This is a genomic window from Arthrobacter liuii (assembly GCF_014639275.1).
GTDB classification, from domain to species: Bacteria; Actinomycetota; Actinomycetes; order Actinomycetales; family Micrococcaceae; genus Arthrobacter; species Arthrobacter liuii.
Genome location: NZ_BMFW01000017.1, coordinates 22,462 through 44,540, shown reverse-complemented (window position 1 = coordinate 44,540; position 22,079 = coordinate 22,462). Strand labels below are relative to the sequence as shown.

Genomic DNA, 22,079 nt, shown 5'->3' with positions numbered 1-22,079 from the left:
TAAATTTCGGCGCATGACCTCGCCCCCTTCCAACCATCGTGCCGACGGTCCCGTTGCGGCAGCCATCGGGCTCCTGGCCAGGCAGGGTTTCGATGCAACCTCCGTTGAAGAGCTCGCGGAAGCCTCGGGCATGAGCCGGAGCACGTTCTTCCGCAGGTTCGGGTCCAAGGAGGACGTCGTTTTCGCCGACCACGAGCGGATCCTGCACCAGGTGAACGACCGGCTGGCAGAATCCAGGCTCGAGCCCCTGGCGGCCGTGGTGGACGCGGCACTGCTGGTCTTCGACCACCACCTGCGGAACCCCGGAACGTCACGTGCCCGGTACGAGCTCCTGCAGGCTGTTCCGGCCCTCCGGGACCGGGAACTGGTGACCTCGCACCGGTACGAGCGGGCGTTCCTGCTCTACCTGAATGGCAGGCTGCCCGGGAACGGTGGGCGCGAATACAAGGCCCGCGAGTACAAGGCCGTTGCCTTCGCCGCCGCCGTGGTGGCCGTGCACAACGCCTTCCTCAGGCAGTGGCTGCGCGCCGGGCCTGAAGCCGGAGCAACCCCGTCCGCCGATCGTCACAGGGCTGCGGCACTGGCCGGCGAACTCCGTGCCTTGTCAGAAACATTCAGGCCTGCGCTCCTCGGTGCCGCCGCAGCCGCCCAACCGGGGCCGACCGTCGTCGTGACAGTCCTTCCCGGCGCAGCCGACAGGGACGCGATTGCCCAGGCGGTCCTGGACGCACTCCCCTGAAGCGCCGTCGTCGATCCGCGCAGCAGATCCTGGGACGCAGTTTCTTGACGTGGAACTGCGTTTCATTGCATCCTTGGAATGTGTGGCGCAAGCCACACCTTTACAGCGGGCCAATCCGCTGCTGACCCGGAGGATGCACATACATGACGACGACGTCACCCACCCGCGTGCCGGCCCGCACCGGAAGCCCCACCAGCTTCCCCGCCGGCACCGTGGAGCCGGACTACCTCCTGACCGAGGCCCTCGGGACCGACCCCGCGTCCGCCCTCGCCGGCATCGGCGACGAAGACCGCTCGTACTGGGACCGCGCCCGCACCTTCGTCCAGGACGAGGTCCTTCCCGTCATCGACGGCTACTGGGAACGCGGGGAATACCCGCTGCACCTCCTCCGCCGCCTTGGCGAACTGGACCTGCTCCGGGACGGCGTACCGGTGGAGGGCTTTGCCCCGATGAGCAGCATGGCCGCCGGACTGGTGAACATGGAAATCAGCCGCGGCGACGGTTCCGTGGCAACGATGATCGCCGTCCAGGGCGGCCTGGCCCTGCGGTCCGTGGCGGAATGCGGTTCCCCGGAGCAGAAGGAGCGCTGGCTCCCGGCGATCGCCAACGGCGCGGAATACGCGGCGTTCGCGTTGACAGAGCCCACCCACGGCTCCGACTCGGTGGCCCTGGAAACCACGGCCACCCGCACCGACGGCGGGTTCCTGCTCAACGGCGAGAAGAAGTGGATTGGCAACGGCTCCGTTGGCGGCGTCAGCATTGTGTGGGCCCGGGGCGACGACGGGCAGGTCCACGGCTACCTGGTTCCGCAGGGCTCCCCCGGCTACACCGCCACCAGAATCGAAGGCAAGCTTGCCCTGCGCGCCATCTGGCAGGCCCACATCCGGCTGGAGGATGTCTTCGTCCCGGAAGGGAACGTCCTGCCGGGCGCACGCACCTTCAAGGACACGGCCCGTGTCCTGCTGGCGACCCGACTGGGTGTGGCCTGGTCCGCCGTCGGCCACGCCACCGCCTGCTACGAAACCGCCGTCCAGTACGCCAAGCAGCGGAAGCAGTTCGGGCGCCCCCTGGGCGCCTCCCAGATCGTCCAGGAACGGCTCGCCAGGATGCTCAGTGAACTGGCCACCATGCAGTTGATGGTGGTGCAGATGACGCGGCTGGATGAGGCCGGAATACTCACGCCGGAGCAGGCGTCGCTGGCCAAATACACCTGCACCCGGACCGCCCGGGCCATTGCCTCCAATGCCCGCGACCTGCTGGGCGGCAACGGCATCCTGCTGGAAAACCGTGTGGCCCGGCACCTTGCGGACATCGAAGCCATCCACACCTACGAAGGCACCGAAACCATGCAGGCCCTCATCATCGGCCGCGGCATCACCGGCACCTCCGCCTTCGCCTGACCCGCGCCGACCCTCATCCCGAAAGGACCGTTCTTTGAACCAGAACGCCAATATCCCCGTCATCCTGGGCGGCGCCCGCACTCCGTTCGGCAGGTTCCGCGGCGGCCTCACGCCCTTGTCCTCCAGCGAACTGGGTGCCCACGCCATCCGGGCCGCCCTGGAACGCACTGGTGTGGCGCCAGAACAAATCGGCGCCGTCATCGTGGGGCAGGTCATCCAGGCCGGTGCCGGCCAGGGCCCCGCCCGGCAGGCCAGCCTGGCTGCCGGCATCGGCTGGGACGTACCCACCATCACCATCAACAAGCTCTGCCTGTCCGGGCTGACGGCCGTTATTGATGCTGCCCGGATGATCCGCACCGGGGAAGCCGACTTCATTGTGGCCGCCGGCCAGGAGTCGATGACCAACGCGCCCCACCTGGTGCCCGGGCTTCGCGCCGGCGTGGTCATTGGCGATGCGCCAATGCTCGACTCCTTGAACCACGACGGACTGCAGGACCCGGTCAGCGGCAAGCTGATGGGCGAGGCCACCGATACCGGCAATGCGGAGCGTGGAATCACCCGAGCCGAGCAGGACACCGTCGCTGCCCGCTCCCACCACCGCGCGGGAGTGGCCCGCGCCGCCGGAGTGCTGGCCGAGGAAATCGCGCCGATCCAGGTTCCGCAGCGCAAAGGGCCCGCCGTGACCCTGGAACACGACGAGGGCATCCGCCCGGAAACCACTGCCGAATCCCTGGCGCAACTCCGTCCGGCGTTCTCCAAGGAGATGACGGCCACCATCACTGCCGGCTCGTCGTCGCCCCTCTCCGACGGCGCGGCGGCGCTGGTTATTGCCAGCAAGGCGGCGGCCGAAGCTGCAGGGCTGGAGTGGATTGCCGAGATCGGCGCCCACGGCCAAACCGCCGGACCGGACGGATCCCTGCACTCCCAGCCCGCCCGCGCCATCGAGCGCGCGCTCAAGGATGAGGGAATCACCGTTCAGGAGCTGGACCTGGTGGAAATCAACGAAGCGTTCGCCTCGGTTCTCATCCAGTCCGCCAACGACCTGGGCATCGAGACCGAAGCCGTGAATGCCGAGGGCGGTGCCATCGCCCTGGGCCACCCCGTCGGCGCCTCGGGCGCACGCCTGGTGCTGCACCAGGCGCTGGCGCTGAAGCGCCGCGGCGGAGGCACCGGCGTCGTAGCCCTCTGCGGGGGCGGCGGCCAGGGCGACGCCCTGATCCTCAAAGCATGATCATCCCAACCAAGAAGCAGGCCATGACCAACACCAACTCCGCCGACGGCTTCGGCACTATCTCCGTTGCTGCCGTCCTGGCCGAATCAGCCAAGAGGACTCCTGGCAGCATCGCGCTCGTGGTCGGTGAGGACCAGGTCAGCTACGGCGATCTCTGGCGCCAGACCCGAGCCTATGCCGGCGCCCTGCGGGCCCGCGGCATCGGCCCGGGAGACGCCGTCGCCGTCCTGATCCCCAACGTCCCGGACTTCGCCCGGGTGTACTACGCCATCCTGTCGCTCGGCGCCATCGTCGTCCCGGTCCACGCACTGCTGAAAGCCCGTGAAGTCGAGTACGTCCTGCAGGACAGCGGCGCCAGGCTGCTGGTTTGCGCCGCTCCCCTGCTCACTGAGGGTGCCGCCGGCGCGGCCGCCAGCGGCATCGAGGTGCTGACGGTGATGGCTTCCGACGACGGCGGGTTCCCACGGCTGGAAGCGGAAGCCGCAGTCGCGGAGCCGATCAGGACGTACGAACCGTGCCGCCCCTCGGACACGGCCACCATCCTTTACACCTCGGGCACCACGGGTAAACCGAAAGGCGCACTGGGCACCCATTTCGCCCTGGTGGAACAGACCAGCGTCCTGTTAACCAGCGTGATGGACTTCCATCCGGGCGACGTCCTTTTCGGCGGCCTGCCGCTGTTCCACACCTTTGGCCAGACGGTGGTCCTGAACACGGGCCTCCGTGCCGGCGCCACCATCGTCCTGATGCCACGCTTCTCCGGCCCGGATGCGCTGAAGCTGCTGGCGCAGCACAACGTCAACATCTTCATCGGGGTGCCCACCATGTACGTGGCGCTCCTGGAAGCCGCCAAGACCGTACCGGACCGGCCGTCCTCCCTGCGCTACGGCATCTCCGGCGGCGCGTCCCTTCCGGTGGCCGTCATGGACAAGTTCCGCGACGTCTACGGGGTGGAGATCCACGAAGGCTACGGCCTGACCGAAACCTCGCCGGTTGCCGCCTTCAACCACGTGGGCACGGCACCGCGGCCGGGCACCATCGGGGTCCCGATCTGGGGCGTCGACATCGAAATCGCCCGCCCCGAGGTAGTGGAGCGGATCGAGCTGCTGCCGAACGGCGAACTCGGCGAGCTGGTCATCCGCGGGCACCTGCTGATGAAGGGCTACCTCAACCGGCCGGAGGCAACAGCGGAAGCGGTGGTGGACGGCTGGTTCCGCAGCGGGGACCTTGGGACAAAGGACGACGACGGCTACCTCACCATCGTGGACCGCAAGAAAGACATGATTATCCGGAACGGCTACAACGTCTACCCGCGGGAAGTGGAGGAAGTCCTGCTGACCCACCCGGCGGTGGTCAGCGCCGCCGTGTACGGGATTCCGGATGATGTCCACGGACAGGAAATCGCGGCCGCCATTGTGCTGGACGCCGGAGCCAGCGTGACCGAGGCCGAGTTGATCGACTTCGCGAGCGCCCAGCTGGCGGCCTACAAATACCCGCGGCTGGTCAGGATACTAGCTGAACTTCCCCTTGGACCCAGCGGCAAGATCCTCAAACGGAAACTGGCCGAAGACCCCGTCTGAGGCTGCACGACTCGCCCTGTGTCAACGCCGGCTCCAACTGCCCGGGATCTCAGATCCCGGGCAGTTGGAGCGGGGACGGCCGGTAGAGGGGAGACTGATGGCATGACACTTGCACCGCTCATCGAACTAAATGACGGCAACAGGATTCCACAGCTGGGGCTTGGCACCTGGCCGCTGGACGACGAACAGGTGGCGGCCGCCGTCGTACACGCCGTGGAAGCCGGGTACCGGCACATCGACACCGCCGTGAAGTACGGAAACGAACGCGGCGTGGGCAACGGCATCCGGGCCAGCGGCGTGGACCGCAGCGAGCTCTTCATCACCACCAAGCTGGACGGTGAATTCCAGGGCCACGACCGCGCTGTGGCGGGCCTGGAGGGATCGTTGAAGCGCCTGGGGCTTGATTATGTGGACCTGCTGCTGATCCACTGGCCGCTACCCGGTAGGGACCAGTACATCTCCACCTGGCAGACGTTTGAACGGCTGCAGGCAGAAGGGAAGGTCCGGTCCATCGGTGTGTCCAACTTCAAGCCTGCCCACCTTGATCGGCTGATGGCGGAGACCGATGTGGTGCCCGCGGTGAACCAGATCCAGCTCAGCCCTGCAATAACCCGGGCCGCGGAGCGCGAATTCCATGCCCGGCATGGGATAGTTACTGAGTCTTACAGTCCATTGGGCGGCTCGGGCGCAGGTCTGCTCAGTGCTCCCATCCTTTCCCAACTGGCTGAAAAGCATGGAAAAACGCCTGGCCAACTGGTCTTGCGGTGGCATATACAAAACGGATTGGTAACGATTCCAAAGTCCGCTTCCCCGGAGCGTATGGCCGAGAACCTGGACGTGTTCGATTTCGCCCTGGACCCGCAGGATCTAGCGGAACTTTCGGTCCTGGACGAGGGCCCCGGGGCGGGCAACGACTCGGACAAAACAGGCCACTAAATTTGGCTTGAACAGCACTTTTTTCCTAAAACGGGGTTGGCAAATAGATAGTAAGCATGATTACTATTGAGCCAGAAGGACGAAGTGCCTCCCCAACATGGAGGCCTCCTTTACTTAGGAAGAGAGCGACAAAATGGGATTTATTGCATTTCTGATTCTCGGACTCATCGCCGGCGCGATTGCCAAGGCAATCCTTCCGGGACGTCAGGGTGGCGGTTGGATCATTACCATGGTGCTGGGCGTCGTAGGCGCACTGCTCGGTGGCTGGATTGGAAGCGCCCTGTTCGGCGGCGGCTTGGAGAATTTCTTCTCGCTGCAGACCTGGCTGCTGGCCATCGTTGGCTCGCTGATCGTTCTTGCGATCTACGGCATGGTCACTAAGCGCGGCGCACGCGGCTAATCACTACGCACGCCAGGAAGCCGGCCTGGGGACAACATCCCCAGGCCGGCTTTCACTTTCTCCAGCGTGGGGCATCGCCGCTCCCCCGCCGGAACTGACAACCTTCTCGCAGAGCAGGAGTTCATCGTGAAAAACAAGCTTCTTTTGGGTGTAGGCGTTGCCGTCGGCTATGTCCTCGGCTCGCGGTCGGGCCGTGCTGCTTACGACAAGCTGAAGGCCCGCGCGGCCGGCATCTGGGACAGCAAGCCGGTCCAAGACAAGGTTTCCGTGGCCACGGAGGCCATCAAGGAAAAGGCGCCTGAAGTGGCGGACCAGCTGGGCGAGGCCGCACGCAGGGCAGGGACAGTCCTTGGTTCTGCCATGAACCGTGATGGCTCCTCCGGAGGCGCCAAGTCTTCCGCTGCGGCCGATGCGTCTGTTGGCACTTCTGCCGGCACCTCCACGACCGGTGAGGGCGGCCTTGGCGAAGACCACATCCCCGCGCACAGCACCCACCCGGAAACCACCAACCTTGGTACCTCCGGAGGGACCGGCGCAAAGGCCTGATTCCTGCTTCATTGCGCGGTCACCGCCGCGTGACACGGGAGTGAACCAGCTTTGTGCTACAACTGAATCGCTTTGCCGGCCGTCGCGATCCTTGGGGGACGCGGCGGCCGGCAGTGTTTAATCCGGCAGTTTCCGCGGCAGCGCCCACCCGTTTGCCGCGACCTCGCCCATAACTGCCCAGGTTTTCCACATAGGGGTTTTGGGGTCTCTTGATTGTCGGTGGTGGCTGGCAGACTTGGGTTATGGAGGCTATTGGGGAAGATCTTGGGAGGGCGTACGACGCCGGCAGTCGGCTGCCGCGCCCGGCCCACCTCCACCCGGTCCCGAGTGAGAATCCCGGAGTAGGTCCCGTTCCCGCAGGGAATCCTTCACAGCACTCGCAAGTCCTCCCACGTGCCGCAGCACCGGATGTCCCATGTGCTACCGCATCTGTGACGCAGGATTTGCTGGACGAGCTGGCCGCACAGCTGGGTGCCGTTGCCTTGGCCGCCCCGGACCTGCTGGCCGCCGCCAGCCATACCGAAGCCGCCGATTATGCCGCCCGGGTTGAGGGCTTCGCCCGGTCCATGGAGTACCTGCAGTTCCTCGCAGCCGGGGCCGTGGACCGGACCCGCACCCAGGCGACCAGCGACGCCGGGGCAGCCAAGACCAGGTCAGGCCGGTCCTGTGCGGGCCAGTCCACAGGTTGGATCACCGGGTGGAACGCCAACGGCATCGAAACCCTGTACACCACCCCAACAGCTGCCAGCGGAACCGGAGCGGTGAGCGAGACTGATGCCGCCTGGCCCGGGCCGCCCTCCCGGGCCGCCCGTCCAATGGTGGCTTCCCCGGCCGATGACGGGTGCCGGAACACCGCGGAGTTCCTCCGCCTGCGCCTGCAAATCCCCATCCGCGAAGCCCGCCGCCGCCTCACCCTCCCCCACCATGTCCTGCCCACCACCACCATCACCGGCGAACCACTCCCACCAACCCGGCCACACCTCGCCGCCGCCCTCACCCCCGCCAGCGCGAACAGCACCGAAACCGGGACCACCACTGACCCCGACTTCCTCACCCGCGTGGCCCAACGCTGGACCGACACCATCGACGCCGACGGCACCGAACCCACCGAAGAAGCCCTCCGCCACACCCAAGGCGCCTTCATCCGCAAACCCCGCCGCGGCCTGCACCACCTCGAAATCTTCGCCACCACCGACCAATGCGAACACCTCCTCACCGTGATGAACACCGCCACCAACCCCCGCACCACCCCCAACACCGGAACAGGCGGCATAGGCATCGGTTCCGGAGGTACGGCCACCGGCACCACCAACAACGGCGTCCTGCTCTGCAGCCACCACCACCCACAACACACCCACCTTCATCCCGCCACCCCACATCGACCCCCATCAAACACCCCAACAGAACCACTACTTCAAACCACCCCCACCACCCCACCGACAGGAATAAACACTGCCCGCCAGCCGTCTTCGCGCTGCTTTTGTTGCTGGCTTGGCCACCCCCGCGCCGCGGGGAGCCGCTACACTCTCTCCGCTCCGAGCCGCCCGACGACCACAGTCCCATCCAGTTCCTCCGAATGAGCCGTCCGTACTGCGAATCCGGCAGCGGCCAGGATTTCGGAAGTACCGGCTACCTGCCGCTGGCTGGTTTCGATGAGCAGATAACCGCCTGAAGCCAGCCATCGGATGCCTTCAGCAGCAATGCGTCGATGGAAGTCCAGGCCATCAGGTCCGCCGTCCAGTGAAACCACAGGTTCATAAAGGCGTGCCTCCGGGGGCATGGTGCCGATCGCTTCCGTTGGTACATACGGGGCATTGACAGTAAGCACCCGAACCCGGCCGCGCAGTGCAGGCGGGAGGGCTTCGAACAGATCGCCCGCGTGCACGTGGCCGCCCACTGATTCGATGTTCCGCCGCGAACACTGCACGGCTGCAGGGTCGATATCGGCCGCGTGCAGCTCCACGTCTGGAAACTCTCGAATGATGGCTGCTCCCACTGCTCCCGACCCGCAGCAGAGGTCGACCACAACTGGAGGTCCCGGGTGGTTGCCGATCAGCAGCACAGCCACGGCTTCTTTGACCAGCAGTTCAGTGCGGCGCCGCGGAACGAAGACCCCGGGCCCAACCAGAACATGCCTGCCTGCGAACTCTGCCCAGCCCAGGATGTGCTCAAGGGGGACGCCTTCCACCCGGCGCCGGACATTCCGGATAAGTTCCGTGTGACCTGAGGCCTCAGCCAGCAGGAGCCCTGCTTCTTCCTCGGCGAAGACGCAGCCCGCCGCCCGCAAGAGAGAGACGATGTGGCCGAAGTCCGTCGATGTGGGTCGGCTCCACCCAGCCCGCGATTCCGCGGGCGACATGGCAGCGCTTTTCGGTGAGCCGACCGGCACGCACACGCCGCTTAGGCCTGGCTCTCCCGGCAGCACGGGGAAGGGGCCCTTGTAGCTGGTACAGAGGTCATCGAGCCCACCTTTCCTGGCGTTGCTGGTAATCCCATGCTAATCCGTGGCTTGGCGCACGGGAATGGGGCCAACTCTTGGCAGGATGGGACCATGACCACCGGCGCAGCCAATAACAATGCAGCCAGCAACATCATTTGGATCGGCACGTACACTCCCGACGGCGGTGGCCGCGCCAAGGGCGTCGGCGCTGTCCGCGAGCATCAGGACGGAAGCCTCGAATGGTTGGGCACGGCAGCGGAGGCGCAGTCGCCGTCGTTCGTTGCCGTGCACCCAAAGCTGCCGATGGTGTACGCGGCAGCCGAGCAGCGCAAGAAAGTCCAGGCATACCGCCGCCGGGGCAGCTTTTCCCTGGAACCGCACGGGGAACCACAGCCAGCCGGCGAGGCCACCTGCCACGTCGCGGTTGACCCGGACGGCCGCTTCGTGACCGCCGCCTGCTGGGGTGACGGCCAGGTCATCCTCTATGAGCTGGATGCCGATGGCGGCATGATGGCCCGGCTCCCTGCCGCACCGTCGGTTGATCCGCACGCCAGTCTTTTTCCCGGCGGTCCCAGGCAAAGCCGTGCCCACGCCAGCCTGATGCTGCGCGACGGGCGCATCATGACCACGGACCTGGGCCACGACACCCTCCGCATCTGGAACTATGAGCCGGGCACCGGACTGGTAGCCGACCACGAGGTAGCCCTCCCCTGCGGCAGCGGTCCCCGGCACCTGGTGGAGCACCCGACCGGCAACGTCTTCATCGTGTCGGAGTACTCTGTGGAGGTTTTCGTGGTCCGGCCCGAGGCAGGCACCTACGAGCTGGTATTCCGCGGACCCGCAACGGCAGGCGGAAGCCAGGAAGGCGATTCCGCCGCCGAAATCTGCCTCGGCCCCCAAGGGAACTTCGCCTATGCCGGCGTTCGCGGCTCCAACATCATCAGCGTCCTTGAGATCGCAGCGGAAGGTACCGAGCTAATCCCCGTGAAGGATTTCGACAGCGGAGGGGACTGGCCGCGGCACCACCTGGTCCGGGGAAACTGGCTGCACGTGGCGCATGAACGGTCGGACAACATCGCCACGTTTGGGTTGGATCCCATCACCGGCCTCCCGGGCCCTGAGCTTCACAACCTGCATACCCCATCACCCACCGCGCTGGTAGGCGCTGGATAGCTGAACCCGTCCGGCGGACCTTCGGCACGGAGCCTTCCCAAAACACTGGAGTAATCCAGTGCAAGCGCTTACAGTTGTGACTCGGTTCACAAGACAGCATGCTGTTCTTCGAACCCTCCTGCCGCGTCCCCATGTCAACGGCAAGCCCGTACAGCAGCGCTGCTCCCAGGAAGGTCTCACAGTGTTATTCCGCACCCCTCCCGGCGCGCCCCCACGCGCCCAACTGCCGGTAAAGCTGGCAGGAACACAACGCCCCGGTGCTGAGTGCCGTTACCGCGTCACAACAACCGGCCGCCGTGGCGGCCGCCGGAAGCATGGACAGCGAGCTGGGCTGCGCCTCGGACTGGGAGCCGTCCTGCACCCGGGCGCAGCTGGCCCTGGACCCGGCGGACCTCGTGTGGAAGCTCACCGTCCCGGACCTGCCGGCGGGAACCTACGAGTTCAAGGCCGCCCTGAACCGCAGCTGGGACGAGCTACGGGGCCGGCGGGGCTTCCCCCGGCGCCAACATCGCCTTTGAGCACGACGGCGGCCCAGTCACCTTCCGGTACGACCACTTCAGGCACGTGATCACCGCGGGCTAGGTTCACCGCCGGGATTAACACCGTGGCCCCGCCGCTTCCAAAAGCGGCGGGGCCACGGTGTTTCAACTTCCGCCAAGGGGCGTGCACGGATTCAAGAGCCGTGCAGGGCTCCCTCCACGGCCGCGAGCAGCGAGTTGAACCGGTTGTTGGCGGGGAGGTCGTCGAGGTAAACGGGCCTGCCGTCCGGGCCGCCCAGCGGAACCTGCCAGTTGGGATACAGCGCCTCGGTGGTTCCGGGCTGGTTCTGGACCCGCCGCTCCCCCACCGCGTCCACCAGGGCCACGCCCAGCAGGACCGACGGTGCCTGGGCCAGCAGGAGGTGCAGGGCCTCGATGGTGTGCTCCTCGGTCGCCTGCCCGGGCCCGCCCCCGGCATCGCTCTCGGAGAGGTATCCGCGTTCGCGCAGCAGGGCGAACATCTTCTCCAGGGACGCATTGTGCTCGGCCCGTTCCTCCTCTTCGGACCGCTCCAGCAGCCCCAGCCTGCTCCGCAGCCCCACGTGGTCCCCCGCAAGGTAGCCGGCGGTGGGTGGGAGGTCGTGGGTGTTGACGCTGGCGAGTGCCTGCGTGCGGTACTTTTCCGGCGCAAGGGGCGAACCGCCGTCGTACTCAAACCAAAGGATGGACGTCCCCAGGATGCCGCGGGCGGCGAGGTAGTCGCGCACCCATGGCTCAAAGGTGCCCAGATCCTCCCCGATCACCACGGCACCGGCACGGTGCGCCTCGAGGGCGAGGATGCCGATCAGGGCCTCGTGGTCGTAGCGGACGTAGGCGCCGTCCCCCGGAGCGTTCCCCATGGGGATCCACCAGAGCCGGAACAGGCCCAGGATGTGGTCCACGCGGATGCCGCCGGCATGCCGGAGCACGTTCGCCAGCATGTTGCGGAACGGTTCATAGCCGGCTTCTGCCAGCCGGGCAGGGTGCCACGGCGGCTGGCCCCAGTCCTGGCCCTGCTGGTTGTACATGTCCGGCGGCGCGCCCACGCTGGTGCCTGGGGCCAGCACGCCGCGCAGCGTCCAGGCGTCGGCACTGCTGTGGTCCACGCCGACAGCGAGGTCGTGCACCACGCCCAGCCGCATGCCCGACCGCAGCGCCGCCTGCTGGGCGATCTCCAGCTGTTCGTCGCAGATCCACTGCAGCCAGCGGTGGAACCCGATCCGGTCCGCCAGTTTCTCCCGCAGGGCCTCGGCTTCCGGCGTTCCAATGGCGCAAGCGGGGTCTGTCCACAGCGGATCGCCCGGCGCCAGGTCCTCACGGATGGCGGACCAGAGCGCGAAGTCATCCAGGCCGGCGCCGGAGACGCGGCAGAATTCATCGAAGGCGGCTTGGCGTGCCGGCGAGCGCCTTGTGTGGTAGAGCATTTCCAGCGCCTGCAGCTTCGCCGCGTAGACAGCGTCCCGGTCCAGCCGGGCGCCCTCCTTGTTCAGCCCCGCCACTTCCTCGTGGAGCTTTTCCAGCGCGGCACGTTTCCGCGGCCGGAGGTAGGCCAGCTCCAGGATTGCCTCGATCCGGATGTACAGGGGGTTGAAGAACCGGCGGGTGGACGGCGAGTAGGGCGAGGGCTGGACCGGCGGAACGGGCTCAGCCGCGTGCAGGGGGTTGACCAGCACATAGTCGGCGCCCCGCGCGCCGCTGATGGCCGCCAGGTCCGCCAAATCCGCAAAGTCGCCGATGCCCCACGACCGCTTTGACCTGACCGAATACAGCTGCGTTGCCAAGCCCCAGCCGCGACGCTCCTCCAGCAGCTTTGCCGTGGCCAGCCGCGCCGGCGTCACCACCAGGGCTGCGGTGGCCGTGGCCCCCTCCGACTCCGCGTGCAGGGTGTGCCAGCCCAGGGGCAAGTCCTCGGGAAGGGAGAATGTGGCACGTCCAGTGGAGACGCCGTCCACCTCGCGGGGCTGGACCCAGACATCCTGCTGGACCGCCTCCCGCGACCCGGCTCCCCCTTCGAGGGTGATGGTCAGGCGCGCTGTGGCACCGTCCCGGACATGGACGGGCACCTGGGCGGGTTCACCCTGCTTGATGACGACGGCGGGCGGCAGGATGCGCCGCCAGGGCGCGAGTTCCGCCTCGGCCAGGGCAGTCTCGATGTGCCGGTTGGTGTGCGCCGCGACTCCCAAAGCAGCCAGCACCTTGACCAGCGTCGCCTGGGCAACTGAGTGTGGCAGCCCGTCCCATCCCTGGAAGGACGTGCCCACGCCATGCGCGTCGGCCAGCCGCTGCAGCAGGTGCGGATCCACCGGTTCAAGGGCATCCGAGGGAGGGTATCCGGGCAGGGTTGGCCGTGGTGCGTGCTGCTGGTCTGAAGCCGTCATGGGTGTCCGCCTCGTTTGTGATGGTCCCGGAACTTGCAGTGCTGCTGTTACACCGGGCGCTGACACCCCCGTGCACAACCGTTGGTTCAGATTATTGCAGGGCGGGGCAGAGGCGAAACCCGGGCAGTACCCGGCGTCAGCCACGACGGGCTGGGGCAGGGAAGGGTGCCTACGGATCGAAGTGCGTGGACACCGCACCGTCACTGACCCGGCCGATAATCTCCCCCGCCACGTCCCGCAGTTTCTGGTTCCGGTGGCTGGATGCCTTGGTGAGGAGGGCCATGGCCTCATCCTGGGTGCACCGGTTCTGCGCCATGATCACCCCGCAGGCAAGGTCGATGGTGGTGCGGTTCGCCATGGCCGCCCGCAGGTCATCCGCCAGGCTCTGGGCGTCGGCGATGCGCAGGGCGAGCCTCAGTGCCCGGCCGGCAAGGTCCGCCAACCCTTCCGCTTTGTGAATCACGTCCGGGGTAAAGACATCGGGCTCGGCGGCGAAGAAGTTCAGGGCCGCACCCTGGTTCTTATCAAGTGCGAGGGGAACGCCCAGCGCACTGCGACAGCCGTGGTCAGCCAGGACCTTCTGGTATTCGGGCCAGCGGGTATCTGTCTCAACATCGGACAGCACCATGGGCTTCATGGCGTCCAGCGATGCAATGCAGGGCCCGTCCCCCAGCACCTGCTCCAGCTTGTCAAGGACAACGGCCCGTTCGGTGCTTCCGGCCACAGTGGCGCTGCGTTTTCTGCGGCGGAGCGTCACCCCGCACTCAATGAACACATCCGCGGCATCGCTGACCGTGGAAGCGGCAACACCGGACAACTCAGTTAGGAAGTCAGCCACGTTGGTGCTGCCGATGATGAGGTCGTGCAACTGGACGAACTGGTCATCACTTTTGGGCGTGTCCATGCCTCAATATAGGCGCTGTTCCGCGCGGTACGCGCGCCACAAAACGTCATCCCGGGGCCCCTAATTACTCCATGCGACGAAAAGAGAAGGACTAAGGCGGAAATCTGTGGCGGGCCGTTGATTCTGTGTAGCGTCATGACGAATCCGGCCCGGCAACTGCGCACGGCCACTGAATGGAGGAGACGGAGATGAGCCTTAGTGAACTGCGGGTGTTCGGACGGTCGGGAACCCCCATCAGTCCGCTGACCCTTGGCACCATGAATTTCGGTGAGGGGACCGGCAACGGCCAGGGTGCCCCCACCGGAGCGGACGAGAGCATCCGCATCATCAACGCGGCCCTTGACGCCGGCATCACTGCAATTGACACGGCAGACGTGTACTCGCAAGGCGAATCCGAGCAGGTGGTGGGGCGGGCGCTGCAGGGCCGCCGGGACGACGTCTTCCTGGCTACCAAGTTCCACGGCCAGATGAGCCGGAACCCGGCGCACTCGGGGAACTCCCGGCGCTGGATCACCCAAGCGGTGGAGGGCAGCCTCCGCCGGCTGCAGACCGACCGCATTGACCTGTACCAGGCGCACCGGCCCGACTACAACACCGACGTCCTGGAAACCATCACCACCCTGAATGACCTGATCCGCCAGGGCAAGATCCTGTATTACGGCACGTCCGTGTTCACGCCGGCGCAGCTGGTGGAGGCACAGTGGCTGGCCACCACCAACCACCTGATCCCCCCGCTGGGCAACCAGGTTCCGTACTCCATGCTGGTCCGCGGCAACGAGCGGGACGTCCTGCCCATCGCCCAGCAGTACGGCCTGGGTGTCCTGGCGTACGGTCCGCTGGCGGGCGGGTGGCTCTCCGGCAGCTTCGTCCTGGAATCGGGCAAGCCGCCCACCCGGGTGCACACGCTGCCCGGCCGGTACGACATTTCCGGCCCGTCAAGCGAGCGGAAGCTGCTCGCCGCGGATTCATTGGCCCGCCTGGCTGACAAGCTGGAGATGTCCCTGGTGGACCTGGCCGTGGGATTCGCCCTGACCCACCCCGCCGTCAGCAGCGTGATCATTGGCCCGCGCAGCGAGGAACACCTCCACGCCTACCTGCGCGCGGCGGAGGTCCAACTGGGCGAGACGGTGCTGGACACCATTGACGACCTGGTGCCCCCGGGCACCAACTTCGTGGAACGGGACGCCGGCGCCATTGTCCCGTCCATCGAGTTCGCGGAATTGCGACGGCGGTAGCCGGCTTCGGCGGGAGGCCGCCGAAGGTGCGGCGAACTCAGGCATGCGGGTCCCGCCGTCGTACGTCGCCTGAACACCGTGCGTGCCATGCTGCCTATCATGGCTCCAATGAAGGCCCTGTTCACCGTAGGTCACGGAACCGCCTCCCAGGAGGATTTCACCAGGCTGCTCAGCGACGCCGGGGTGACATCGCTGGTGGACGTGCGGATCGGACCGGGCAGCCGCAAGCATCCGCATTTCGGCAAGGACCGGCTGGCGGAGTGGCTGCCGGAGGCGGGGATCGGCTACCGCTGGGAGAAACGGCTCGGCGGCTTCCGGAAGCTGCTCGCGGACTCCCCGGACACGGCCCTGCGCAACGAGTCGTTCCGTGCGTACGCCGGCTATATGCGCACCGCGGACTTCAGGGCGGCCGCCGCAGAACTCGTGGCCGGGTCCCAGGCGGCGCCGACCGCGATCATGTGCAGCGAAACCCTCTGGTGGCGCTGCCACCGCCGGCTCATCTCAGACCACTGCGTCCTGCTGGCAAACCTGCCCGTTGAACACCTGATGCCGCCGGCCAAGGCAGTTCCCCACGTTCCCACCAAGGGCGTGCGCGTGTTGGGAAACGAGTTGCGCTACGACGCCCCCGGGTGACGCCGGCGCTCTTGACTAACCGGTAGAAGACTCCTACGGTCGATACCGATACCGCCTCCCAGGGAAACAGGGGCCCGCCATGCCGATGTCCGATGAGGAGCGACGCCTGCTCAAGGAGATGGAACTGGGGCTGATCGCGGATGATCCCCACCTGGCAATGGAGCTGCTGTCCGGCTATCCGGCGCGCCGTTTCCCCGCGGGTCTGTTCCCGGGGACGTTGGCGGCGCTGATCGGCGTGGTGCTCATCGTTGCAGGGGCAGGTCTCCCGGCCCCTGGCGCTGTGGTGCTAGGGATTCTGCTGCTGGGGCTGGGCACCTGCCTGTTGCTGGGTCCCACGGTGCTGGCCCGGAGCCAGGGGCGGCAGTCCACCGGGTGACGGCAGCGCGCGTGGCCGCGGTGTCAGGATGAACAGGCTGGCCAGGACGACGGCGGCGCCAAGCCAGCCAAGCGCCGGAAGCCTTTCGCCCACCACAAGCACCGCCAGCACGGCGGCCACCACTGTTTCGAACAGCGAGATAGCGGTGGCAGTGCTCGGACCGACCCGCTCCAGGCCCCAGCCGAACAGGAGATACCCGGCGAACATCGGGACCGCCGCCATGTAGGCGCCCACGCTGACGCTGCGCCAGGATGCCAGCAGCGGGCCGCCGGTGACGGCGAGGACCGGCATCAGGAGGAGTCCGCCCAGCCCGAAGATGCTCCCCATCGCGGCCCTGGAGGTGGCACCTTGACCGGTCAGGCGGTGTGCCGCCCAGGAGTACAGGGCATAGGTGGTGCCTGCCAGGAGTCCCAGGAGGATTCGGGCCGTCGAGGTCCATGACCCGGCGTCCGGGCCGGAGCCTGCTGCACCGGATCCTGCCGGCGCGTGCCCGGCAAAGGACAACAAGGCCGCTCCGGCGACTCCCAGCAGCGCCCCGAGCATCCATTGCCGCCTCAGCGGCTTCCTGTCAGCGAAGCGCTCGATGAGGGCCGCCGCCACCACGGACAGGGCTCCCCACAGTTGCGCCCCCTGGTGGTCTTGGCTGGTGTTCACAGGGCGTCCAGCAGCCCTGTGGCGATGAGCCTGGCCTCCTGCAGCGGTGCATCATTGCCCTCCAGGCCTGCCCTCGCCATGGCGCCTTCGAGCAGGAACGCCAGATGCGCGGCAATTCCCCTGGTCCGTTCCTCCTCCCCCGGCAACAGGGCGGTTAGGTGCTCTGCCAGAAGTTCCTGCACTCCCTCCTTATGGCGCCGCACGGCTGCCAACCGCTTGCGGTAAAGGCCGAGCCACTCCTCGTGCCGGGCTTCAAGGTAGGCGGCCGGCAGGAGTACCGAGGCCACTGAAACCTTCTCTGCGCTGCTGGACCTGGCGTCCCCGCTGGGGCTCTTCAGCGAGGAACTGGACCCTGCCTCCGGCGCCTTTCTGGGCAACTATCCGCAGGCCCTCACGCATGCCGCCCTGGTCCGGGCCGCACTGGCCCTCCGGGAAAACCCGCCCGAAGCGGCCCAATCCCCCGAAGGCCGCACCAAGGAGGACCTGGGGAACGCGCGCTGAAGCACCGGGATCGTCCCGCCGTCGGACGCGCCCGCAAACCTGCGGGGCGGCCAAGCGGGTCCACGGGAATTTGTTGCCCCCGCCCTGCGTTGTCGATCTGTCCAGAACAATCTGGGCACCTAAATCCTGGACAGGAGAACACACCACATGTCAGTTGACTACGACGCTCCGCGGGTGACTCCCGAGGAAGAGCCGAACGTCGCCCTGGAGGAGCTGAAGTCCGATAAGTCCGGGCGCCGGGAGGCCGCTCCTGACATGGACGAAACGGACCTCGCGGACAGCTTCGAGCTGCCCGGCGCAGACCTCTCCAATGAGGAACTCCTCATCCAGGTGGTCCCGGTGCAGGCAGACGAATTCACCTGTATGTCCTGCTTCCTGGTCCACCACCGCAGCCAATTGGCGCGGGAGAAGGACGGCAAGAAGTACTGCAAGGAATGCGAGGGCTAGCAGGGGGACGAAGGGCGGCCGGGTTCGGGTTTCAACCATTGGAATCCGCACTTCTGGCCGGGGCGGCGGCCAGCGATGATGTAGGTCACGCTCCGGCAAGGGCCGGCCGACTGGAAAGAAGGAAACCATGTCCCTCAGCGTTGAGGAAATGAACAAGCAACTCCCGGTGGCCAACGCGCTGCCCGGGGAGGCGGTCCCGTATTACATGGCGTCGGGCGAAGGCGCACGCTACGAAATCAACGGCCAGCTGGTGACCGTCATCGCCCGCGCGGCCGATACGGGCGGCATCTTCAGCGCGGCCTACATTTCCGGCGGCATGGGGGCCGAGTCCCCCTTTGCCAGCCACAGCATCGAGCACAAGACGCTCTACGTCTTCGACGGGATCCTGCACGTGTGGCTGCCCGGCGAGAGCAGGATCCTCACCCCCGGCGACTCGGTGGTCATCCCGCCCAACACCCCGCACGCCTACCGGATGGCCAGCCACTACACCCGCTTCCTGAACTGGATGACGCCCGGCGGCGGCGAAAAGTACTACGAGCGGGTGGGAACGCCCATCGATTCGCACGTCCCGCCGGTCCGCCCCGGAAACAGGGCCAGCCTGCAGGCGCAGGCCGAGGTGGGCGCCGAGTTCGGCATCACCTTCCCCAACGTTGAGCGCGTGGCGCCGTCATTCAAGCACGACGCCGGCCTGCCGCCTTCCCAGAGCCCCTACTTCCTGAGTGCCGGCGAAGGAGAGCGGATGGTCAGCTACCAGACCATGTTCACCTACCTGTCCCGGCCCGCCAACACCGGCTCGAACTACTTCGCCGTGCACACCAAGGGCGCCAAGACCCCCTACATCCCGCTGCACTTCCACTCCCAGCACACGGAAAACTTCCTCTGCACCGAGGGCCGCATGTGGCTCTACGCGAACGGCCGCGAGATGCTCCTGACCAAGGGAGACTTTGTCCATGCCCCGGCCGGCACCATCCACTCGTTCGCGCTCGACGCCCACAACACGCAGATGGTGGGCTTCCTGACGCCGTCCGTGTTCAACGGGTTCTTCGAATACTTCAATGAGCCCACCGGGGACTACATGTACACCGAAGGCGGCGAACCCTATATGGACATGGAAGGCTTCGGCCGCGCCCAGGCCGAGATGGACCTGACCGTCGTGGGTCCCCCGCCGCAGCGCAGCGCAGCCCTGGACGTGTTTTAAGCCCGGTCCAGGGCCGGGCGGCCGGACGCCTCCGTCCCCTTCTGCCGGGCGCGCAGGATCATTTTGAAGAGCTCGCCGGCGAGCAGCAGCACCACGGCCGGCACCAGGCACGCCACCCACTGCCGGCCGGTGAGCGGGACGGTGCCGAAGAGGTCCTGCAGCACGCGCATCTGGGTGATCAGCATCGAGCCCACCAAAGCCCACGCGAACGCCCAGAGCAACTTCGGGTTGGACAACGTGGAGGGCCCGAAGGCGCTGTCCGCGGGGTAGCGCAGGTTGAGGGCGACAGTGATGTTCATGAGCCCGAGGCCAACAATCGCCATGCTCTGGCCGACCTCGAGGGAGCCGTAGTCTGTCTTGCCGAGCTGCACAAGGACCAGCGTCGCGGCCGCCATGAACAGCCCGACGAAGAGCAGGCGCACCATCATGGACCGGACAATGATCGGCTGGTTGAAGGGACGGGGCTTGCGGTCCATGATGCCCGGCGTCGCGAGGTCCAGGCCCATCACGGCACCAATGGGGGCCACGACGGCCATGTGGATCCACAGCACCTGGGCCGGGGTGAACAGGGCCGTCCCGGCGATGGCGAAGGCGGACGAGCCGATGAACGCCAGAATGAACATAAACAGGTTGGCGACCTGGATGCGGATGAACTTCTGCAGGTTGTCGTATACGAGGCGGCCCTCTTCAACGGCCGCCACGATCGTGGCAAAGTTGTCGTCGGCCAGGATCATCTTGGCCGCTCCCTTGGCGACGTCCGTGCCGGTGATGCCCATCGCGATCCCGATGTCGGCCGCGGCGATGGCCGGCGCATCGTTCACGCCGTCGCCGGTCATGGCCACGACGTGGCCCTTGCGTTTGAGGACCTGGACCAGCCGGACCTTGTGTTCGGGCGCGACACGGGCGATCACGCCGATGCCGTCCACCTGGCTGTCGGCCTCGTCGTCGCTCAAGGCTGCGAACTCTGCGCCGGTGACCGCACGGCCCCTGATGCCCAGTTCCTCGGCGATCGCCGCCGCGGTGACAGCGTGGTCGCCGGTGATCATCCGGATCCGGATGCCGGCCTGCTTCGCCGTGGCGATGGCGGCCACGGCCTCCGCGCGTGGCGGGTCCACTTCGCCGATCAGGGCGCTGATCTCCAGGTCCTGCATGAGCGCCATGAGGTCACCCGACGGATCGAACGTCGCGGGGTCGAACTCGCGCTGTGCCAGGGCCAACACCCGCCGGCCCTGGCCGGCGATGCGGTCGTTCTCTGCGAGCACCCTTGCGCGCGTTTCCTCGGTGAGGGCCGCGGCGCGGCCGCCCGGCATCCGCCCGGGCGAGGACCTGCCGAGGACGACGTCGGGCGCCCCCTTCACGTAGGCCCGGATGACGGGCCTGCCGTCGGCGCCCGGCATCCGGTGGAAGGTGGCCATGAATTTGTAGTCGGAGTCGAAAGGTACTGACGCCACCCGCGGGTGGTTCCTGCGGAACTCCGTGACATCCACGCCACCCTTCTGCGCAAGGACGTACAACGCCGCCTCGGTGGGGTCACCGATGACCTCGCCGTCCTGGATATCGGAGTCGTTGCACAGGGCGCACGGGAACATCACATAGTCCAGGTCCTGCTCGGCGTCGCCGGTGGTCCGCTGGACCTGGCCGTCGAAACTGTAGCCCTCCCCGCTCACCGTGTAATGGTGCTGGACAGTCGTGATCTCACGGACGGTCATCTGGTTCAGGGTCAGGGTGCCGGTTTTGTCCGAGTTGATCGCCGAGGTGGAGCCCAGGGTCTCGACAGCGGGCAGGACCTTCATGATGGCGTTCTTCTTGGCCATGTTGACCGAACCGACGGACAGGATGGTGGTGACGACGGCGGGCAGCGCATCAGGGATGGAGCCGACTGCCAGTGCCACACCGATTCCGAAGAGCACCGCGAAGGATTCGCCCTGGGCCAGGCCCATCACGACGATGGCGATGAAAGCGAAGAGGGCCGCAACGATGATGAAGATGGTGAGCCGGTCCACCTGCTTGGTGAGCGGGGTCTTCTCGACTTTCTGTCCCGAGAGCATGTGGGCGATGTGGCCCACCTCCGAGCCCATGCCCGTGGTGGTGACAATGATCTCGCCGTGTCCGCGGGTGACGTTGGTGTTCATGAACGCCATGTTCACGCGGTCTCCGATGCCGGCGTCGTGCCGGCTGAGGGACTGTGCGTCCTTCTCGACCGCGACGCTCTCACCGGTCAGGGCGCCCTCCTCGATCTGCAGGGTCGCTGCCAGGATGATCCGGCCGTCGGCGGGGACGGCGGTCACCTGCGTCGACAACCACGATATCGCCCGGCACAATCTGCTCTGCAGGGACTTCGGCCATGACGCCGTCGCGGCGCACCTTGGCCATCGCCTTCATCATTTTGCCCAGGGATGCGGCAGCCTCTTCGGCCTTGCCTTCCTGGTGATACCCCAGCCATGCGTTGAAAAGCGTCAGCACAGCCAGCCCGATGGCGGTCCCGTACTCCCCGATTAACAGACTGACCAGCGCGGCGACCACAAGCACGATCTGCATATAGTCCGCATAGTGCTTGAAGAACCGTTTCCAGACTGGTTCCTGCTTCGCGGCGGCCAAGGCGTTCGGGCCGTACTCCTGCAGCCGTTGCTGCGCCTCGGCCGCGCTCAGGCCGCGGGCCGGGTCCACCCGCAGTTGCCTCTCGACTTCTCCGGGAGAGAGCGCGCACCAGGCCGCGTCCGCTTCGGCCTGGACCACCACGGCCGCTGCTCCGGGCTTGTTGTTCATGACGTACTCCTCATCGCCGGCGCT

At 66.8% G+C, this 22,079-nt stretch carries 22 protein-coding genes and 1 pseudogene; 16 read left to right on the top strand and 7 right to left on the bottom strand.

From position 1 onward, the window contains the following. Positions 1-13: 13 nt before the first annotated feature. From IEW19_RS15390 to IEW19_RS15355, 8 genes are all read left to right on the top strand, one after another. Positions 14-739, top strand: a complete 726-nt coding sequence (locus IEW19_RS15390; RefSeq protein ID WP_188572485.1) for a TetR/AcrR family transcriptional regulator — start codon at positions 14-16, stop codon at positions 737-739. 143 nt (positions 740-882) lie between these two features. Continuing rightward, positions 883-2,139, top strand: coding sequence for an acyl-CoA dehydrogenase family protein (locus IEW19_RS15385; protein ID WP_188572484.1), 1,257 nt, complete (start codon positions 883-885; stop codon positions 2,137-2,139). Positions 2,140-2,173: 34 nt separating this feature from the next. Beyond that, entirely contained in the window at positions 2,174-3,370 is a 1,197-nt protein-coding gene (locus IEW19_RS15380) for an acetyl-CoA C-acetyltransferase (protein ID WP_188572483.1), read from the top strand. Positions 3,371-3,393: 23 nt separating this feature from the next. Continuing rightward, positions 3,394-4,950 (top strand): long-chain-fatty-acid--CoA ligase, encoded by a 1,557-nt coding sequence (locus tag IEW19_RS15375; protein WP_188572518.1) that lies wholly within the window; start codon positions 3,394-3,396, stop codon positions 4,948-4,950. A 102-nt stretch (positions 4,951-5,052) separates the two neighbouring features. After that, positions 5,053-5,886, top strand: a complete 834-nt coding sequence (locus IEW19_RS15370) for an aldo/keto reductase (RefSeq protein WP_188572482.1) — start codon at positions 5,053-5,055, stop codon at positions 5,884-5,886. 133 nt (positions 5,887-6,019) lie between these two features. Further along, positions 6,020-6,286, top strand: a complete 267-nt coding sequence (locus IEW19_RS15365) for a GlsB/YeaQ/YmgE family stress response membrane protein (protein WP_188572481.1) — start codon at positions 6,020-6,022, stop codon at positions 6,284-6,286. A gap of 126 nt (positions 6,287-6,412) precedes the next feature. Then, positions 6,413-6,832, top strand: a complete 420-nt coding sequence (locus IEW19_RS15360; protein ID WP_188572480.1) for a YtxH domain-containing protein — start codon at positions 6,413-6,415, stop codon at positions 6,830-6,832. Between the two features lie 431 nt (positions 6,833-7,263). Beyond that, positions 7,264-8,412: a hypothetical protein gene (locus IEW19_RS15355; protein ID WP_188572479.1), complete on the top strand. Its 1,149-nt coding sequence runs from the start codon at positions 7,264-7,266 to the stop codon at positions 8,410-8,412. Here the strand turns inward: IEW19_RS15355 and IEW19_RS15350 are convergent. After that, a complete protein-coding gene (locus IEW19_RS15350; protein WP_188572478.1) occupies positions 8,352-9,191 on the bottom strand; it encodes a putative protein N(5)-glutamine methyltransferase in 840 nt (279 codons plus the stop codon). The genes IEW19_RS15355 and IEW19_RS15350 overlap by 61 nt on opposite strands. Positions 9,192-9,383: 192 nt before the next feature. Between IEW19_RS15350 and IEW19_RS15345 the strand changes: the two genes are divergently transcribed. Together IEW19_RS15345 and IEW19_RS15340 are read left to right on the top strand one after the other, a co-directional pair. After that, positions 9,384-10,445: a lactonase family protein gene (locus IEW19_RS15345; protein WP_188572477.1), complete on the top strand. Its 1,062-nt coding sequence runs from the start codon at positions 9,384-9,386 to the stop codon at positions 10,443-10,445. A 257-nt stretch (positions 10,446-10,702) separates the two neighbouring features. After that, positions 10,703-11,027: pseudogene (locus IEW19_RS15340) on the top strand (pullulanase X25 domain-containing protein); the annotation flags it as partial. A gap of 91 nt (positions 11,028-11,118) precedes the next feature. Here the strand turns inward: IEW19_RS15340 and malQ are convergent. Together malQ and IEW19_RS15330 are read right to left on the bottom strand one after the other, a co-directional pair. After that, entirely contained in the window at positions 11,119-13,341 is a 2,223-nt protein-coding gene (malQ, locus tag IEW19_RS15335) for a 4-alpha-glucanotransferase (protein WP_188572476.1), read from the bottom strand. 169 nt (positions 13,342-13,510) lie between these two features. Then, entirely contained in the window at positions 13,511-14,245 is a 735-nt protein-coding gene (locus IEW19_RS15330) for a GAF and ANTAR domain-containing protein (protein WP_188572475.1), read from the bottom strand. Positions 14,246-14,433: 188 nt separating this feature from the next. Here IEW19_RS15330 and IEW19_RS15325 point away from each other — a divergent pair, with 188 nt between their 5' ends. The 3 genes from IEW19_RS15325 (at position 14,434) to IEW19_RS15315 (ending at position 16,489) form a co-directional block, all read left to right on the top strand. Then, on the top strand, positions 14,434-15,480 hold the full coding sequence (locus tag IEW19_RS15325; protein ID WP_188572474.1) for an aldo/keto reductase: 1,047 nt from the start codon (positions 14,434-14,436) through the stop codon (positions 15,478-15,480). Positions 15,481-15,579: 99 nt separating this feature from the next. Continuing rightward, the gene (locus IEW19_RS15320; protein WP_229748503.1) at positions 15,580-16,113 is read left to right on the top strand and encodes a DUF488 domain-containing protein; all 534 of its coding nucleotides are present in this window, start codon (positions 15,580-15,582) and stop codon (positions 16,111-16,113) included. A gap of 79 nt (positions 16,114-16,192) precedes the next feature. Next, positions 16,193-16,489 (top strand): DUF3040 domain-containing protein, encoded by a 297-nt coding sequence (locus IEW19_RS15315; RefSeq protein ID WP_229748502.1) that lies wholly within the window; start codon positions 16,193-16,195, stop codon positions 16,487-16,489. Here the strand turns inward: IEW19_RS15315 and IEW19_RS15310 are convergent. Beyond that, the gene (locus IEW19_RS15310; RefSeq protein WP_229748501.1) at positions 16,400-17,143 is read right to left on the bottom strand and encodes a DMT family transporter; all 744 of its coding nucleotides are present in this window, start codon (positions 17,141-17,143) and stop codon (positions 16,400-16,402) included. The genes IEW19_RS15315 and IEW19_RS15310 overlap by 90 nt on opposite strands. After that, on the bottom strand, positions 17,140-17,430 hold the full coding sequence (locus tag IEW19_RS15305) for a hypothetical protein (RefSeq protein ID WP_188572473.1): 291 nt from the start codon (positions 17,428-17,430) through the stop codon (positions 17,140-17,142). The genes IEW19_RS15310 and IEW19_RS15305 overlap by 4 nt, the downstream gene beginning before the upstream one ends. A gap of 16 nt (positions 17,431-17,446) precedes the next feature. Here IEW19_RS15305 and IEW19_RS24240 point away from each other — a divergent pair, with 16 nt between their 5' ends. From IEW19_RS24240 to IEW19_RS15295, 3 genes are all read left to right on the top strand, one after another. Further along, positions 17,447-17,644 (top strand): glycoside hydrolase family 15 protein, encoded by a 198-nt coding sequence (locus IEW19_RS24240; protein WP_373283616.1) that lies wholly within the window; start codon positions 17,447-17,449, stop codon positions 17,642-17,644. 147 nt (positions 17,645-17,791) lie between these two features. Further along, positions 17,792-18,091 (top strand): DUF4193 domain-containing protein, encoded by a 300-nt coding sequence (locus tag IEW19_RS15300; RefSeq protein WP_018772148.1) that lies wholly within the window; start codon positions 17,792-17,794, stop codon positions 18,089-18,091. A gap of 127 nt (positions 18,092-18,218) precedes the next feature. Continuing rightward, positions 18,219-19,289 carry a quercetin 2,3-dioxygenase gene (locus tag IEW19_RS15295; RefSeq protein ID WP_188572472.1) on the top strand — a complete coding sequence of 357 codons (1,071 nt, stop codon included), beginning with the start codon at positions 18,219-18,221 and terminating at the stop codon, positions 19,287-19,289. Here IEW19_RS15295 and IEW19_RS23580 read toward each other — a convergent pair. Together IEW19_RS23580 and IEW19_RS23945 are read right to left on the bottom strand one after the other, a co-directional pair. Next, the gene (locus IEW19_RS23580) at positions 19,286-21,577 is read right to left on the bottom strand and encodes a cation-translocating P-type ATPase (RefSeq protein WP_268236270.1); all 2,292 of its coding nucleotides are present in this window, start codon (positions 21,575-21,577) and stop codon (positions 19,286-19,288) included. The genes IEW19_RS15295 and IEW19_RS23580 overlap by 4 nt on opposite strands. Continuing rightward, positions 21,501-22,055 (bottom strand): cation-transporting P-type ATPase, encoded by a 555-nt coding sequence (locus IEW19_RS23945; protein ID WP_268236269.1) that lies wholly within the window; start codon positions 22,053-22,055, stop codon positions 21,501-21,503. The genes IEW19_RS23580 and IEW19_RS23945 overlap by 77 nt, the downstream gene beginning before the upstream one ends. Positions 22,056-22,079 lie beyond the last annotated feature (24 nt).

Excerpts from the sequence above, each read along its gene's own strand:
- IEW19_RS15375 (WP_188572518.1), top strand. The coding sequence starts at position 3,394 with ATGACCAACACCAACTCCGCCGACGGCTTCGGCACTATCTCCGTTGCT.
- IEW19_RS15295 (WP_188572472.1), top strand. The coding sequence starts at position 18,219 with ATGTCCCTCAGCGTTGAGGAAATGAACAAGCAACTCCCGGTGGCCAAC.
- IEW19_RS15350 (WP_188572478.1), bottom strand. The coding sequence starts at position 9,191 with ATGTCGCCCGCGGAATCGCGGGCTGGGTGGAGCCGACCCACATCGACG.
- IEW19_RS15370 (WP_188572482.1), top strand. The coding sequence starts at position 5,053 with ATGACACTTGCACCGCTCATCGAACTAAATGACGGCAACAGGATTCCA.
- IEW19_RS15315 (WP_229748502.1), top strand. The coding sequence starts at position 16,193 with ATGCCGATGTCCGATGAGGAGCGACGCCTGCTCAAGGAGATGGAACTG.
- IEW19_RS15385 (WP_188572484.1), top strand. The coding sequence starts at position 883 with ATGACGACGACGTCACCCACCCGCGTGCCGGCCCGCACCGGAAGCCCC.
- IEW19_RS15330 (WP_188572475.1), bottom strand. The coding sequence starts at position 14,245 with ATGGACACGCCCAAAAGTGATGACCAGTTCGTCCAGTTGCACGACCTC.
- IEW19_RS15325 (WP_188572474.1), top strand. The coding sequence starts at position 14,434 with ATGAGCCTTAGTGAACTGCGGGTGTTCGGACGGTCGGGAACCCCCATC.
- malQ (WP_188572476.1), bottom strand. The coding sequence starts at position 13,341 with ATGACGGCTTCAGACCAGCAGCACGCACCACGGCCAACCCTGCCCGGA.
- IEW19_RS15390 (WP_188572485.1), top strand. The coding sequence starts at position 14 with ATGACCTCGCCCCCTTCCAACCATCGTGCCGACGGTCCCGTTGCGGCA.
- IEW19_RS15345 (WP_188572477.1), top strand. The coding sequence starts at position 9,384 with ATGACCACCGGCGCAGCCAATAACAATGCAGCCAGCAACATCATTTGG.
- IEW19_RS15300 (WP_018772148.1), top strand. The coding sequence starts at position 17,792 with ATGTCAGTTGACTACGACGCTCCGCGGGTGACTCCCGAGGAAGAGCCG.
- IEW19_RS23945 (WP_268236269.1), bottom strand. The coding sequence starts at position 22,055 with ATGAACAACAAGCCCGGAGCAGCGGCCGTGGTGGTCCAGGCCGAAGCG.
- IEW19_RS15365 (WP_188572481.1), top strand. The coding sequence starts at position 6,020 with ATGGGATTTATTGCATTTCTGATTCTCGGACTCATCGCCGGCGCGATT.
- IEW19_RS15320 (WP_229748503.1), top strand. The coding sequence starts at position 15,580 with ATGGCTCCAATGAAGGCCCTGTTCACCGTAGGTCACGGAACCGCCTCC.